Annotated in this window: 14 protein-coding genes; 11 read left to right on the plus strand and 3 right to left on the minus strand. The window is 49.9% G+C overall.

All coding sequences use genetic code 11. The annotated features are described in order from the left end of the window. Positions 1-247 precede the first annotated feature (247 nt). Together CR205_RS14570 and CR205_RS14575 are read left to right on the plus strand one after the other, a co-directional pair. Positions 248-1567 (plus strand): MATE family efflux transporter, encoded by a 1320-nt coding sequence (locus CR205_RS14570; protein ID WP_110520978.1) that lies wholly within the window; start codon positions 248-250, stop codon positions 1565-1567. A gap of 63 nt (positions 1568-1630) precedes the next feature. After that, positions 1631-2461: a YfkD famly protein gene (locus CR205_RS14575; RefSeq protein WP_110520833.1), complete on the plus strand. Its 831-nt coding sequence runs from the start codon at positions 1631-1633 to the stop codon at positions 2459-2461. Positions 2462-2699: 238 nt separating this feature from the next. Here the strand turns inward: CR205_RS14575 and CR205_RS14580 are convergent, their stop codons facing one another. Continuing rightward, the gene (locus CR205_RS14580; protein WP_110520834.1) at positions 2700-3305 is read right to left on the minus strand and encodes a hypothetical protein; all 606 of its coding nucleotides are present in this window, start codon (positions 3303-3305) and stop codon (positions 2700-2702) included. A 109-nt stretch (positions 3306-3414) separates the two neighbouring features. Further along, positions 3415-4545, minus strand: coding sequence for a radical SAM/CxCxxxxC motif protein YfkAB (yfkAB, locus tag CR205_RS14585; RefSeq protein ID WP_201745384.1), 1131 nt, complete (start codon positions 4543-4545; stop codon positions 3415-3417). A 155-nt stretch (positions 4546-4700) separates the two neighbouring features. Between yfkAB and CR205_RS14590 the strand changes: the two genes are divergently transcribed. The 4 genes from CR205_RS14590 to pdaA all read left to right on the plus strand — a co-directional run bounded on the left by CR205_RS14590 (position 4701) and on the right by pdaA (position 8375). Then, positions 4701-4898: an SE1561 family protein gene (locus tag CR205_RS14590; RefSeq protein ID WP_110520836.1), complete on the plus strand. Its 198-nt coding sequence runs from the start codon at positions 4701-4703 to the stop codon at positions 4896-4898. After that, positions 4895-5533 (plus strand): histidine phosphatase family protein, encoded by a 639-nt coding sequence (locus CR205_RS14595; protein WP_110520837.1) that lies wholly within the window; start codon positions 4895-4897, stop codon positions 5531-5533. Before CR205_RS14590 ends, CR205_RS14595 begins: the two co-directional genes overlap by 4 nt. A gap of 212 nt (positions 5534-5745) precedes the next feature. Continuing rightward, a complete protein-coding gene (locus CR205_RS14600) occupies positions 5746-7263 on the plus strand; it encodes a fumarate hydratase (RefSeq protein ID WP_328587733.1) in 1518 nt (505 codons plus the stop codon). Between the two features lie 320 nt (positions 7264-7583). Further along, a complete protein-coding gene (gene pdaA / locus CR205_RS14610) occupies positions 7584-8375 on the plus strand; it encodes a delta-lactam-biosynthetic de-N-acetylase (protein WP_110520979.1) in 792 nt (263 codons plus the stop codon). 76 nt (positions 8376-8451) lie between these two features. Here the strand turns inward: pdaA and CR205_RS14615 are convergent, their stop codons facing one another. Continuing rightward, a complete protein-coding gene (locus tag CR205_RS14615; RefSeq protein ID WP_110520840.1) occupies positions 8452-8817 on the minus strand; it encodes a GAF domain-containing protein in 366 nt (121 codons plus the stop codon). Positions 8818-9120: 303 nt separating this feature from the next. On the opposite strand from CR205_RS14615, the gene CR205_RS14620 reads away from it, so the two are divergent. From CR205_RS14620 to treC, 5 genes are all read left to right on the plus strand, one after another. Beyond that, positions 9121-9999 carry a DNA-3-methyladenine glycosylase family protein gene (locus tag CR205_RS14620; protein ID WP_110520841.1) on the plus strand — a complete coding sequence of 293 codons (879 nt, stop codon included), beginning with the start codon at positions 9121-9123 and terminating at the stop codon, positions 9997-9999. Between the two features lie 17 nt (positions 10000-10016). Beyond that, the gene (rlmD, locus tag CR205_RS14625) at positions 10017-11411 is read left to right on the plus strand and encodes a 23S rRNA (uracil(1939)-C(5))-methyltransferase RlmD (RefSeq protein WP_110520842.1); all 1395 of its coding nucleotides are present in this window, start codon (positions 10017-10019) and stop codon (positions 11409-11411) included. A 526-nt stretch (positions 11412-11937) separates the two neighbouring features. Next, entirely contained in the window at positions 11938-12933 is a 996-nt protein-coding gene (locus CR205_RS14630; protein ID WP_110520980.1) for a tRNA dihydrouridine synthase, read from the plus strand. Positions 12934-13079: 146 nt separating this feature from the next. Then, on the plus strand, positions 13080-13820 hold the full coding sequence (locus CR205_RS14635) for a FixH family protein (protein WP_110520843.1): 741 nt from the start codon (positions 13080-13082) through the stop codon (positions 13818-13820). Between the two features lie 190 nt (positions 13821-14010). Further along, positions 14011-15693: an alpha,alpha-phosphotrehalase gene (gene treC, locus CR205_RS14640; RefSeq protein ID WP_110520844.1), complete on the plus strand. Its 1683-nt coding sequence runs from the start codon at positions 14011-14013 to the stop codon at positions 15691-15693. Positions 15694-15696 lie beyond the last annotated feature (3 nt).

A 15696-nucleotide genomic window follows, 5' to 3' on the forward strand; every position in this document is an offset into this window, starting at 1 on the left:
GGTTGAAAGAAGTAAGGTTGTGAAAAGCCAGGTTTTAAGACCTAACTCCGCCGTCGTATGAAGTTAGGGCGTGAAAACGCAAAAGGTGCGGCCTAATTCCAAAGCCTGAAAGAAGTTGAGGCGTGAAAGGGTCCCATCATGACCAGACTCCTCCCCAAAGAGGCGTTAGCGTTCAAAAAATAACTGCATCAAAGGAGGGGAGCCCGTGGGTAAAGCAACCCAGTATGATTTCACCGAAGGCAGCATCATGAAAAAAATGATTCTGTTTTCATCACCAATTTTCCTGACAAATCTGCTTCAGACATCTTACCAGATCGTGGACAGTCTCTGGGTCGGTAATCTTCTCGGCGCCAATGCCCTCGGGGCGATCGCCATTTCCGGGACGGTTATTTTCACGATCCTCTCGTTTATCATCGGACTGAACACCGCAGCACTCACGGTTCTTTCACAGCAGAAAGGGGCGAAGAATCCCGAGGGGCTGAGGGATTCTCTCAACGCTTTTGTAGTGGTACTCGGTTCCATGACGATTGCACTTGGGATTGTCGGCTTCTTTTTCTCAGGGGCCATTCTCACTTGGATGGGTACGCCGGAAGGCATTCTGCCGCTTGCCACCACCTATCTTAAGATTAATTTTATCGGAATTGTGTTCTTATTCGGCTATAACTTTATCGCCACGGTCCTTCGAGCACTTGGGGACAGTAAAACCCCAGTCCGGTTTGTGCTGCTTGCGGTGATCCTCAACACGATCCTGACGCCGGTGTTCATCCATGTGCTCGGGTTCGGCATTGCAGGTGCAGCCTACTCCACAATCGTGTCTCAGGGAACCGCCTTCGTTTACGGTCTCCTTTATTCGATTATGAAAGCAGGCGTGCCGTTTTCCCGGCCCCGCCTGCCGGAAACGCGTTTTTTGAAAATGATTTTCAAGCTAGGACTGCCTTCAGGGATGTCCATGATGGTCATCTCCGGAGGGGTGCTGGCTATTATGACGGTCGTGACCCGGTTCGGGGAAGACGTGGTTGCCGGTTTCGGAGCGGCTCAGCGGCTCGATACGCTTATTATGCTACCTGCATTTACCCTCGGGTCGGCGGTTAACAGTATGGCGGGACAGAATATCGGCGCCAGGCTGTGGGAGCGGGTTACTGATATTACGAGAAGCGGCATGATCCTCATTTTAATCGTGAGCTTCAGTATCGGGGCCCTGATCTTTTTTAATGCTGAATTTCTCGTGGGTCTGTTCGTGGACGATCCGGATACGATCGCCTTTGGCGCCTTTTACGTGCAAACGGTCGCGTTCTTTTATCCGTTTCTCGGCATCAACTTCGTGTTAAACGGCATTGTCCGGGCGGCAGGGGCCATGTTTCAGGTGTTTGTGCTGAACACGATCTCGTTTTGGATTCTGCGCTATCCGCTGACTTTCTTTTTTGCAGGTCAGTACGGAGAGGCCGGTATTCCTGTCGGGATGGTAATGAGTTTTGTAATCAGCAGTCTGATTGCCTACGGTTATTACCGGTTCGGCCGCTGGCGCGAAATCAAAATCCTTGAGGACGGGGAAAAAGATACACCATAACGGCATAAAATGTATTTTCCTTTGAAAAACTACAGGTACGCACCGATTTCAAAGGAGGACACCATGAAACGACTGATTATGCTATCTCTTGCGATTCTTATTGGTTTACTAAGCTTTACTTCGTACGCTTTTGCGGAAGGGGAGGATAACGGCAGTGCTGAACAGCCGCCTGCAAAACAGGAGGAAAAACTGATTCCGGACTCGGCTATGAGCATCTCCAAGGAAAATACGTATCCAAATCCGACGCAGGATCTTCCGCGGCTTCACCCGAGTGACCTGGCAACAGAGCTGCTCGATACTACCGACATTGAAATCGCCAATCCTGACCTGATTAAAATGTTCAACGAGTCCACGATTAAAGGCTCGAAACTTGCTCTCGGCATGAACGTCTCCATTTATCTCGGCCAGTGGCCGCTCGCGTACGACAGCGATGAAACGACGGTGAACTGGGAGTTTGAAAAAGTGAACACGAACTACTCTGATAACCGCGGCGGAACAACGGTCAAACCGCTGTCGTTCAATCAGGAGCAGCAGAAGAAAATCAGAGGCGGCCTGACTGCCGACATCGCTAATGCCGATATGGTGCAGAAAATGATGATGCTTGAAGCTGCGGAGAAAACGAAGCTGCCGCTCAGCTTCCAGACCGTGATCGGTTACGGAACAAAAGCGGAGCGCACGTACAACATCCCGACCCAAAATGTCGGCTACCTGTACGCGTACGTCCCTGCGGTGAACGAAAAGGGAAAAGTGACGTACGGTGAAGTGTACCTGCGCATGAAAGGCGATAAGCGCTGGCTCGAAGTAAAAAACGTGACCCAGCAGGGAATCGGCGCCTGGATTCCGATTCAGGACTACCTCGACTTCAAATTTATTACTTCACCTCAGCCGAAATAAACAGGAAACACCCCCGGACGGCGCTGCTGCTATCCGGGGGTGTTTTTTCGCTCATATGAGGAGGAGGGTGTCGAATTATGTCGCTTCGTCGATATCTGTTCAGCGACGATCGATTTCCCAACATTGACTGTCGATTTCCCAAGATTTTCTGACGATTTCCCAAGTCAAGTATGGTCGCCCGCCCCACGCTCCACGGTGCAGGCCGCTCCTACGATATTCCGATCTCCCCGCACCAATCCTACCTTTCTCTCTCCACTTCTGTCACTTCAAGCTCATAGCCGTTCACAACGTTTCGCACGATCCCGCGCAGCTCACTACTGTTCTGCCCGAACGGGAGCGTAATCGCATCCTCGCTGTCACGGAACGTGTAGGACAGAATTTCATTATTAGCCGGATCAATTTCCCGGACCACCTCTGTCACATCGTCCCACATCACCGTCGTTTCACCGGCAGCAAAAAGAGGATTCGTATGAGCGCCACTGTCATCGAGGTACGTATAGTGCATAACCGAGAACACGAAAAACGGTCCTGCAAGCAGAAAGAGAAGCAGATGAACAGTGGTCAGATTGTAAGTCCGGTCCTTTCGGTCAGCCCACATTTTCGTAAACAGGGCAGACAGTAATACTGCCGCCATCCAGAGCATACCGGCTCCGAAAAAAATGTAGGCGGCCGTTGGGCGAAGGAATATCCAGTGGTCTCTTGAAAAGTAGAGCATATCCTGAAGCACCATCACCGCAATAAACGGTAAAAGAAATGCAGACAGGCCGATAATCATCGCACCTGCAATCAGAAATGGCGCAACCCGTGACGTGTCGGCATGTTTTAAAGATAGTCTGGTTAACATGGGCAATCATCCTCAAGTTATTAATAAAAACCTGATACTTACATTTCTAAATTTTACAATAATTGACGAAAAAAACAAGCACCGCGTCGATGCGGTGCCTGGATTCCTGCTATACACGCAGACCGGCTTTGGCAATCCGTGCACTCCGGGTCTTAAAATCAATTTCTTTATAGTAGGCGTCCTTTACGAGAATATTCGGCCCGAGGCACTCCGCCGCAGGACAGTGACAGTCAACAGAATTTGAGAGAGTGCTTGCCCGCCACGTGCGATAGGCGTCCTCAAGGGTAGTATCCTGGATATTACCTAATGCCGGTGCGTCGGCAAAGTCCGTTACGTTAATCGTCCCGTCAAAAATATTCAGGTTTACACGGGAACGGCCGTCGGGATCGTTTCGGACTGTCACGTCCTTCGCAGCGTACAGACGTTCAAGTAAAGCGAGATCTTCAGCATCATCATTACACGGATAAAAAGGCAAAGTGCCAAAGAGCATCCAGATGCCGTCCCGCTTATGATCGAGCAGACGGTGAATGCCGCCGCGGATGTCCTGCAGACTCGCAGTCTCCAGCGCGCTCGCAAAATCGGATGGGTACATCGGGTGTACTTCATGACGCTGGCAGCCCATTTCCGCAATCTGATCGTGAATGCTTTCCAGGTGAGGCAGCGTCCGCTTGTTGAGCATCGTTTCAGCTGACACGATCACACCATCGGACGTAAGCGCCCGGCTGTTTTCGACCATCTGATAAAAGTACCGCTCACGCTGTTCCATCGATGGTTTTTTGTCCATTACCGCAAATCCGATTTCCGAGAAATCAGCCACGCTGCCGTAGTTATGTGAAATGTGTAAAACGTCTAAGTAAGGGGTGATCAGCTCGTAACGCTTTAACGGCAGGGTCAGGTTCGAGTTGATCTGCGTACGTACGCCCCGTTCGTGTGCGTACTTGAGAAGGGGCACCACATACTCCCTGACTGATTTCATATTGAGCATCGGCTCACCGCCGGTAATGCTCAGGGTCTTTAAATCTTTCACTTCATCGAGACGCCGTAAAAGCAGATCGAGAGGAAGAGGATCCGGATCTTTTGCCTGCAGCGTGTAGCCGACAGCACAGTGCTCACACCGCATGTTGCAGAGGGTCGTGGTGGTAAGCTCCACGTTTGTCAGACGCATGCCGCCGTACTGCTTTATGTCTTCATAAGCTTCCCACGGATCACGGGAAGGGGTGATCGGTTCAAATTTGTTCATGTTATTACGCTCCTTCATCGTCCATCATACCGCGGGACACAGGTGCCTGTCACCACCAGAGTTTGTCGATATACGGTTGAGAACAGGCAGGGGCCTCTGGTACAATATTGCTTAGTGAAAAAACAGACTGGCAACACGAAAGGAGATCCATATTTATGGGCGGACCTGTTTACGATAAACAAGAACAAATGAAATACCTCCACCAGCGTATCGAACTACTGATGACGATGCTCGATAATATCAACCCGGAGGAAGCCGGAGTGGAAGATATCGACCGGATTATTGACATGCTGGACGATCTGGAGCGAAAGGCCAAGCAGTACCGTCAGGACTGGGACGGAAAAGACGCATGATCCTTTACCTGATCCGTCACGGACAGTCAGAGGCAAACGAGAAAGGGATCATCCAGGGCCACGCGGAGTTCTCTCTCTCAAAGCTTGGAAAAGCGCAGGCCCGGCTTGCCGGAGAGACATTTGCCGACACCCATCTTGATGCCATATACACGAGTGATCTTGGGCGCGCAAAAGAAACGGCAGACGCGATTGCAGAGCATCATCCTCTCGACGTGATTCCTTGGGATAAAATCCGCGAAGTGGGCCTCGGCCCCCTTGAGGGAAAAACGCGCGATGAGATGCAGAAGGCATTTCCGGATCTGAAAACCGACTCGCTTCTCACATCCGGCATAGAAGGTTCGGAACTAACAGAAGACATTACCGCACGCTGTGCATACGTAACCGAGCAGCTCGCGGCTGCTTACAGCGGAAAGCAAGTGGCGCTCGTTTCCCACGGCGGATTCATCAGTATTTATCTTATGTATCTGATTGCCGGCGAGAACTGGCCGATGCTGAACCGCCCGTTTATGATCGGCAATACCGGTGTCACGAAAATCGAGCGGCGCGAGAACGGCCTTATGAAGTTTCATTATGTGAACCAGACGGCACATCTCGAACGTGAAAACGATCTGAAATCGAGCACTGTGCTTTACTGATATAAACTGCTGCAGGCACCGCTTCCGGGATCAATCGTGATCCCGGCGGCGGTGCCTGTTTTTTCGAATAAAGAAGTGGACATTCCCGCTGTGATGTCCCACGGCGGCATGAATTCCCCCCTTTTTTGTGAAAGGGGTTTCATAGTATAATAGCGTATGTATAGACAACGAGAACCGGGGAGTGTTGGACAGTGAGTGATTTTCAGAAGAGTATGTACGAGCTGATCGTAGAGACATCGACGAATCTGCCTCATGACGTAAGAAGGCAGATTGAGAGGGCAAAGCAGAAGGAGAATGCAGGGACGACTGCGGCCCTGTCGCTGGCGACGATTACAAAGAATATCGGCATGGCAGACGAGCATGTGCTGCCGATCTGTCAGGATACAGGCATGCTTACATTTGAGATCAAGGTGCCGGTCGGTGCCAACCAGATTAAGATGAAGCGTGACATTCATGAGGCGGTTAAGCAGGCGACAAAGGACGGAAAGCTGCGTCCGAACTCGGTGGATTCCCTTACCGGTGAAAACAGCGGAGACAATATCGGGGAAGGTACGCCGATCATTCATTTCGAACAGTGGGAAAAAGACGAGATCGACGCCCGCCTGATTATGAAAGGCGGCGGCTGTGAAAATAAAAACATTCAGTACAGTCTGCCTGCGGAAATTGAAGGCTTAGGCCGTGCCGGACGGGACCTTGACGGCATCCGCAAGTGTATTCTCCATTCGGTTTACCAGGCACAGGGCCAGGGATGCAGCGCCGGGTTTATCGGTGTCGGCATTGGCGGCGACCGGATCTCCAGCTATGCCCTTGCAAAAGAGCAGCTGTTCCGGGAAACCGATGACGTAAACCCGAACGAAAAACTGGCTGATCTAGAAGCGTACATTCTGGACAAAGCGAACACGCTCGGCATCGGGACAATGGGCTTTGGCGGGGAGGCGACGCTTCTCGGCTGTAAAATCGGAGCAGGAAACCGTCTGCCCGCAAGCTTTTTCGTGTCGGTGGCATACAACTGCTGGGCGTTCCGCCGTCTCGGTGTGAAGCTCGATCCGAAGACCGGAGCAATCAGCGAGTGGCTCTATAAAAACGGGGAAAAAGTGACGTTCCCTGAGGATGAAGTGGCAGCCACTGCTGAAGAGGGTGCCAATGAAACCCGTGAAGTGGTGCTGGAGGCACCAATCACTGAAGAGCAGATCCGCGAGCTCCGTGTCGGTGATGTGGCTGTTATTAACGGTATGATGCACACCGGGCGCGACGCGATCCACCATCACCTGATGGAAAACGAGGCACCGATCGATCTAAATGGCCAGGTGATCTATCACTGCGGTCCGGTCATGCTCAAGGACAGTGACGGCCAGTGGCACGTGAAGGCCGCCGGTCCGACGACGAGTATCCGGGAAGAGCCGTATCAGGGTGATATTATGAAAAAGTTCGGCATCCGTGCAGTCATCGGCAAAGGCGGCATGGGACCGAAAACGCTCAAAGCTCTTGAAGAGCACGGGGGCGTATATTTAAACGCCATCGGCGGCGCGGCCCAGTATTACGCAGACTGTATTAAAGGAGTCGAAGGTGTGGATCTGATGGAATTCGGTATTCCTGAGGCGATGTGGCATCTGCGTGTGGAAGGGTTCCGTGCGATTGTCACGATGGATTCCCACGGCAACAGCCTTCACAAAGACGTGCAGCTCAGCTCCCTTGAGCGCCTGGCAAAGCATAAGGAAAAAGTATATTAAGGGTTATTCAAGCGGTCTCTCAAGGAGGGGCCGCTTTTTTGTGCAACTCTCGCTGCGCTGGGGGCGTGAAAGATGATGCGGCATTGGTTGATATCCGCAAGAGTTGTGATTTATCCGCTAAATTCAAGGTATATCCGCTAAAATCAGCATTTATCCGCGAAAATCCTAATATATCCGCGATCACCATCAAATCCGATAGATCCGCGGTGCCCAAGCGCATGAATCCGGCTGGCCGCGCTCATACTACATACAAACAATCGCAATGAAGAAAGGGGCCGGTTCTGGTGAATAGAAAAAGCTGGTGCGCGGCAGCTGCTGTGATGCTAATCACGCTTCTGCTGATGGCAGATTCTGCGTTTGCTTTCAGTACGCAGGTGTATAACTGGAATTTCAAACCGAAGGAAAATAACGAACCGCCAACAACTGAGCCTCACTATGAACAGCTGCTGGAAAAATACGGCGGCTTTTATATCGGTGATACTTCCAAAAAGGACATTTACCTCACCTTTGATAACGGATATGAAAACGGCTATACACAGAAAGTGCTCGACGTGCTGAAGGAAAAGCAAGTGCCAGCGGCCTTCTTTGTAACCGGCCACTACATGGATACCGAGCGGGAGCTGATTAAGCGGATGGTTGAGGAAGGGCATATTGTCGGAAACCATTCCTATCACCACCCAAGCCTTCCGGAAGTGGACGATGCGAGGCTGAAACGGGAGCTTGAAAACCTGAAAAACCTCTACACTGAAGTGACCGGGGATAGCCAAATGCAGTATCTCCGGCCTCCCCGGGGGACGTTCAGCGAAAAAAGCCTGGCACTTTCCCAGCAATTCGGCTACACGAACGTGTTCTGGTCATTTGCCTATGTTGACTGGGAAGTGAACAGACAGAAAGGCTGGCAGCACGCGTATGACTCGATCATGAGGCGAATCCATCCTGGGGCAGTGATGCTGCTTCATTCGGTCTCAAGTGACAACGCCGAAGCGCTTCCGAAAGTAATCGACGACCTGCGCGCTAAGGGGTATGAATTCAAAAGTCTGGATCATCTTGCTGTGGCAAATAAAGTAACCCCTTTTCGCCGTGAAGAAGAGCGATACGGAAAAAACGAGTAGCCCACATACAAACTGGCTAAAAAATACAAAAATCCCCCGGGCGCTGCGCGCTTCCGGGGAATTTTCGTAACCCTGATTAATTAGCAAAAACAATTTCGGCCAGACCGGCTGCAATTTCCTCAAGAGTGGAAACGTCCGTTACGTCAAAGCAGATTGCTTCGCGGCTTTTCACCACAAGGACACCAATAGTGCTGCCGGCGGCGTCTTCGATCGGAAATTTCAGCTCGGCATTCGTTTCCCAGCTCATGTCTGTTTCTTCGTTTGAGGCGGCCAGAAGATTCGGTTCCTCATCCGGTTCAGCATGATAAATACCGGCCCAGTCAATATAGGTAACCTGCTCGGTGAGGCAGTCTACTGTTTTCTGCAGAATCTGATTCGAGCTTTTCTTCTGGTAAATGTCGGCCATAATCTGAAGTGATGCTACATCTGTTGCAATTGACACAAAAAACCTCTCCCTTTTATATTGGCCTGTTTCCTCTATGGGGCTGTGACTTTCGTCCGTGCCGGGCTCCTGCTCTTTTGCATTGGCTCTTTTTCATGTAAAATAAACAGCTGTTTCAAATAGTGTGTATATATATTTGTATTTTTCTGTCTTTTGCAAAAAGCTGGACCGCACTCGCCTTTAAACAGTGCCTTAACTATTCACAATACGAGTGTACCAGACATGAGGGTCTCTGCGGTGTGGCAAGTTAAGGAAGTCATCAGTTGTGGTATTATGTGAGGAGCAGAGAAAGGCGGTGCAGCTGTGCAGAAGACGATTTCCCTGAAAGGTCCTTACAATTTTGACCAGGCGCTCGTACGCCTCGCGCCGGACCCATGGACCGATCCGGATCCTGAAACACGTACGTTAAGGCTCGGAATTCTCTCCGGAGAAAAACCGGCAGCTGTTACGATTAAAGCGACAGGATCGACGGAAAAACCTGAATTTACCATAGTCTCAGATGATTACACAGAAAATGAACAAACATTGATGCAGAATGTAGCAGCGGTGATGCAGTTTGACGTACCACTTGGGAAAATTGCAGCTCATCTGAGTGAAAACGGTCTTAAAGAAACGGTAAATCAAAGTTTTGCTGTTCCTTTTATCAGAGATGCCCAGCTTTTTGGTAGTCTTATTAAAACGATCATTCATCAGCAGCTGAACATGACCTTTGCAGCTGTCTTGACGAACCGCTTTGTCCGCGGCTATGGTGAAGAAAAAGACGGCCTGTGGTTTTTCCCCTCCCCGGAAAGTGTGAGCCGGATTGAGCCGGAGGAGCTGCGTGAAATGCAGTTCAGCCAGCGCAAAGCCGAGTATGTCATTGATACGGCCCGGTGGATCATAGAAGAAGGGATCCGCCTGGAGGAGTTCACACATCTCACTGATGCAGAGATTGAAGCACTCCTTACAAAGAGAAGAGGAATCGGGCGCTGGACAGCGGAAAATTTCATGATGTTCGGACTCGGCCGTCCGAACTTATTTCCAGTCGGAGATATCGGTGTCCAGAACGCGTTAAAAAAAGAATACGGGCTTGACCAGAAACCGGATGTTCCGTTCATGGAGGAAGCATCCGCAAAATGGGCCCCTTACAGAAGTTACGCCACGCTTTACTTATGGAACAGTCTCGGTAACGGACCGTCCTGAATGGAGGAGAACGATTAATGCAGAACCAGAAGAATAAACAGACACAGGTCTCAATGAAAACGGGGCAGCGTTTCCCCCTTACGATAAAACGATTAGGTATTGACGGGGAGGGCGTCGGTTATTTTAAACGCCAGGTCGTTTTTGTAAAAGGCGCTTTACCCGGCGAAGAAATCGTATGTGAAGTTACGAAGGTGCACCGGAAATTCGCCGAGGGAAGAGTACGGAAAATCAGGAAAGCTTCGCCTGATCGGACAAAAGCACCGTGCCCCTACTACGACCGCTGCGGCGGCTGCCAGCTTCAGCATCTATCCTACGAGGGCCAGCTCCGCGAAAAGAAAGACGTGGTGCGCCAGGCATTTGAGCGCTATACAAAACTCAGCCTCGACCGTATTGAGTTTCCCGATACGGTTGGCATGGAGGACCCGTGGCGCTACCGCAACAAAAGCCAGATGCAGGCTGGGAACGCTGATAATAAGCTGATTGTCGGCCTTTATCAGACCGACAGCCACCGCCTGATTGACATTGAGGAGTGTATCGTCCAGCATCCTAAAACGGATGAAGTGACACGTACGGTAAAAGAAATTCTTGAGCATCTGAACATTCCGGCTTACAACGAGAAAAAACGGACAGGTGTGATCCGCACGATTGTGACGCGCGCCGGATTTGAAACAGGAGAAGTCCAGGTGGTGCTTGTGACCGCAACGGACAAGCTTCCGAAAGAAGACCTTGTGGTCGAAAAGATTATGGAGCGGCTTCCATTCGTGGAGTCTGTCGTGCACAACGTGAACAGCCGAAAAACCTCCCTTATTTTCGGTGACGAGACGAGAGTCCTTGCAGGGAAGGAAAAAATCCGGGAAACGCTTGGGGATCTAAGCTTTGATCTGTCAGCCCGTGCCTTTTTCCAGCTCAATCCGGTTCAGACGAAAAAGCTGTACGACCTTGCCAAGGAGGCAGCCGCCCTTACAGGCAAGGAAAAAGTCGCTGATGCGTATTGCGGCGTTGGAACGATCGGACTTTGGCTCGCAGACGGAGCGAAGGAAATCCGCGGGATGGACGTGATCGAAGCTTCAATCGAAGACGCCAGAAAAAATGCAGCCAGGCTTGGCGTGGATCACGCTGTCTATGAGGTCGGAAAAGCGGAAACATGGCTCCCGAAATGGAATCAGGAAGGATGGAAGCCGGACGTACTCGTGGTGGATCCACCTCGCAGCGGACTTGACGATTCCCTGCTAGATACAATTCGCCGCGTTAATCCGAAACGTATCGTATACGTTTCCTGTAACCCTTCCACCCTTGCAAAAAATACAAACGTACTTGTAAAGGGCGGCTATCGGCTTAAAAAGCTTCAGCCCGTTGACATGTTCCCGCAGACTGCCCAGGTGGAGGCGGTTGCGTCATTCGAGCTGTCGTAGTTGACTACTAACCTGCTTCAGGGATCATTCCCTGGAGCTGTTTTCATGCCTGTTGCTGAATGCACCTGCCAAGTCCGGTCATTTCTCTGAAATGAGAGTGAGTTATGTCCGAACTTCCGGCAAGTTGGGACATTTCTCTGATATGAGAGTGAGTTATGTCCGAACTTCCGGCGAGTTGGGACATTTCTCTGATATGAGAGTGAGTTATGTCCGAACTTCCGCCAAGTTGGGACATTTCTCTGATATGAAAGTGAGTTATGTCCGAACTTCCGGCAAGTTGGGACATTTCTCTGATATGAGAGTGAGTTATGTCCGAACTTCCGGCGAGTTGGGACATTTCTCTGATATGAGAGTGAGTTATGTCCGAACTTCCGGCAAGTCCGGATACTTTAAAGGTATTCCCCAACAGTTTGATAAAAAGGGCTCAGGCATGGTATAAGAGTAAAAGAAACAGTGACATTATGTTTTAATGCTGGGATTGAGGATCCAGAAATCCCATCATAATGAAAGGATTTGAGTTTGAATGATGAAAGATAATTTCTGGGCTGAGTTACCGCGCCCATTTTTTATACTGGCACCAATGGAAGACGTTACAAATGTTGTTTTTCGGCATGTCGTGAGTGAAGCGGCAAGGCCTGATGTGTTTTTTACAGAGTTTGCAAATTCGGAAAGTTATTGTCATCCGGAAGGAAAGAAAAGTGTGCGCGGGCGTTTGACTTATACAGAGGATGAACAGCCGATTGTTGCTCACATCTGGGGTGATAAGCCTGAATACTTTCGGGAAATGAGCATTGGGATGGCTGAACAGGGCTTTCGCGGTCTGGATATTAACATGGGCTGCCCGGTACCTAATGTCGCACAGCACGGAAAGGGGAGCGGCCTGATCCGCCGTCCGGAGGTTGCAGCAGAATTAATACAAGCTGCAAAAGCAGGAGGGCTGCCCGTCAGTGTAAAGACGAGGCTCGGATACACAGAGGTGGACGAATGGAAGGAATGGCTGGCGCACATATTGGAACAGGACATTGTGAATCTCTCCATTCATCTGCGGACAAGAGAGGAAATGAGTAAAGTGGATGCTCACTGGGAGCTGATCCCGGAAATTAAAAAACTTCGTGACCGGATAGCACCGGATACACTATTAACGATAAATGGGGACATTCCCGACCGTCAGACAGGCCTTGAACTCGCCAGCAAATATGGTGTGGACGGGGTGATGATCGGCCGTGGTATCTTCAGTAATCCATTTGCTTTTGAAAAGGAGCCGAGAGATCACAGCAGTCAGGAATTACTTGATTTATTAAAGCTGCATCTGGATCTTTACGATAAATATTCAGAGCTGGAGCTGCGTTCGTTCAAGGCTCTTCATCGATTTTTTAAGATTTATGTCAAAGGATTCCGCGGAGCCAGTGAATTAAGAAATCAATTGATGAGTACAGAGTCAACTGATGAGGTGCGTGCATTGCTTGATCACTTTGAGGCAGAGAATCCTGATGTAATGGGTAACCATCAAAAGGTACTTTAGAAAGTTTAAGACCTGTATAGTACCATCATGTGTCGCGCAGGCAGAACATGGGTAAACTTTAGTAAAACAGGTATGCTTTCAGCTGGGCGGCTAAAAAAGGCTGAGGATTTTCCGGCGAAGGCAACTGCGTCTGGGGGAATATTACAATGCTTCGAAAAGCTATGCTTCTCGCGATCATTGTCATCGCCGCTTCGCTTTCGGCCGGGTGCTTAAACGAACGGGAAAACACCGCCGAAGAACGGGAGCCGCCAATTGATATACAGGTACTATATGAGTCACGCCAGGATGCAGAAACCGAAGTACCGCTTCTCATCCGGGTTACCCAGGGTGGTGAGCCTCTTGATACTGCAGAGGAAGTCATGTTTGAAGTATGGCGCCACGGGCAGAGTACCGAAGCTGCCGTGCTTGAGGCAGAAGCGCTGGGAGACGGCATGTACGAAAGCATGTACCACTTTGAAGAGGATAACTATTACTACGTGCAGCCAAGGGTTAAAAACGGAGACCGCAGCACCACCCTCGTATCCGAAATTATCGTAGGCAGATTTACCGTAAACCGTAACCCGGATCAGGTTCCGGATCTTCCGTCGGAAATGTTCGTCTCCTTCGGCCTTCAGGAAGGTGTTGCTGCCGGTGAACCTTCCGTTGTGAAATTACAGGTGAACTGGGAAGACGAGCCGTGGGAGGAAGCAGACGTACGTTTTGAAATTACTAATACAGAAGGGCATACAAGCTCAGTTGAAGCTGAAGAGACGGCTCCCGGAGAATATCACGGGGAGCACACTTTTGAGGCACTGGGAGAGTACAGCGTCATCATCTATATGGAAAAAGACGATGTAAGTGAACAGCTGTCGGATGTGGTGAAAATTGAAAGTGATGAGGGTGAATAGAGTAGGTGCCGGGCCATGGCCCGGTGCCTTTTTTGCTGCAGGAGAAAACTTATCTCCTTAGAGTTGACCACCATGTATATACAAGCTATAATTACAGCGGAATTCCCCGGTTTGTATTTGCCTTGAATACGGTTTCAATCGAACAATTTTGGGGGAACATGTAAGAGACGAAATGATGGAGGGTTGTACGATGCAGATGAATGAATGGTGGCGAAAAAGCGTCGTTTATCAGATTTACCCGAAAAGTTTCAACGACACGATGGGAAATGGTGTCGGAGATATAGAAGGCATTATTCAGAAGCTTGATTACTTAAAGGACCTCGGAGTGGACGTGATCTGGCTGACTCCGATCTACAAATCCCCGCAAAAGGACAACGGCTATGACATTAGCGACTACTTCAGTATTCACGAAGAGTACGGAACGATGGAAGATTTCGACCGTCTTCTTGAAGAAGCCCACAAGCGTGACCTCAAAATCATAATGGATATCGTTGTGAACCATACATCCACTGAGCACGAGTGGTTCAGGGAATCCGCTTCTTCAAAAGAAAACCCGAAGCGGAACTACTACATCTGGAAAGACCCGGTGGACGGTGCAGAGCCGACAAACTGGCAGTCCAAATTCGGCGGAAACGCGTGGCAGTATGAAGAAGCCACCGGACAATATTACCTGCACCTGTTTGATGTTACTCAGGCCGATGTGAACTGGGAGAACGCAGAAGTCCGCGAGCGCGTATACGACATGATGCGCTATTGGTTTGATAAAGGCGTAGACGGTTTTCGTCTGGACGTCATCAACCTCATTTCCAAAGACCAGGACTTCCCGAACGACGACGGCTCTGTTCCTCCTGGAGACGGCCGTAAGTTTTACACAGACGGTCCCCGCGTGCACGAATTCATGCAGGAAATGAACCGTGAAGTCTTTTCAAAATACGATGTACTCACAGTTGGCGAAATGAGCTCCACTACGATTGACAATTGCATTAAGTACACGCGCCCGGACAGAAACGAACTGTCGATGACATTCAACTTTCATCATCTCAAGGTGGACTATCCGAACGGGGAAAAATGGACTGCAGCCGATTTTGATTTCCTGCAGCTGAAGGATATTCTCTCTACGTGGCAGGAGGAGATGCACAAGGGAGGCGGCTGGAATGCCCTGTTCTGGTGCAACCACGATCAGCCCCGTGTGGTGAGCCGTTTCGGAAATGATGAAGAATACCACCGTGAATCAGCGAAAATGCTGGCAACTACCGCTCATATGATGCAGGGAACCCCTTATATTTACCAGGGCGAGGAATTCGGCATGACCGATCCCAAATTCGATTCGATCAACGAATACCGTGACGTGGAAACCCTGAACATTTACGATATTAAACGCCGGGAAGGAGTTCCTGAAGAGGAGCTTATGGCAAGCATAAAGCAGAAATCACGCGATAACTCACGGACCCCGGTTCAGTGGGATGATTCTGAAAATGCCGGGTTTACGACAGGAACACCATGGATTAACGTTGCGTCAAACTACAAGCAGATAAACGCAGAAGCGGCAGTTGCCGATCAGGATTCGGTATACTATCATTACCAGAAGCTGATCCGCCTGCGTAAGACATATGACATTATTACCCACGGAAGCTACAAACTGCTTCTGCCTGAAGATCCGCAGTTATTCACTTATATCCGCGAAACAGGAAATGAGAAGCTGCTCGTCGTGAACAATTTTTATGCTGAAGAAGCGTCTTTTGAAAGCCCGGTCGATCTTTCAGGATTGAACAGCGAGATTCTGATTTCAAACTACACCGATTCACCTGAAAATCCTGAAGCTCTGACTCTTCGCCCGTATGAATCTGTTGTTTATCATCTGAAAAAAGCGTGATAA

The sequence above is a fragment of the Alteribacter lacisalsi genome (assembly GCF_003226345.1).
Taxonomy (GTDB): domain Bacteria; phylum Bacillota; class Bacilli; order Bacillales; family Salisediminibacteriaceae; genus Alteribacter; species Alteribacter lacisalsi.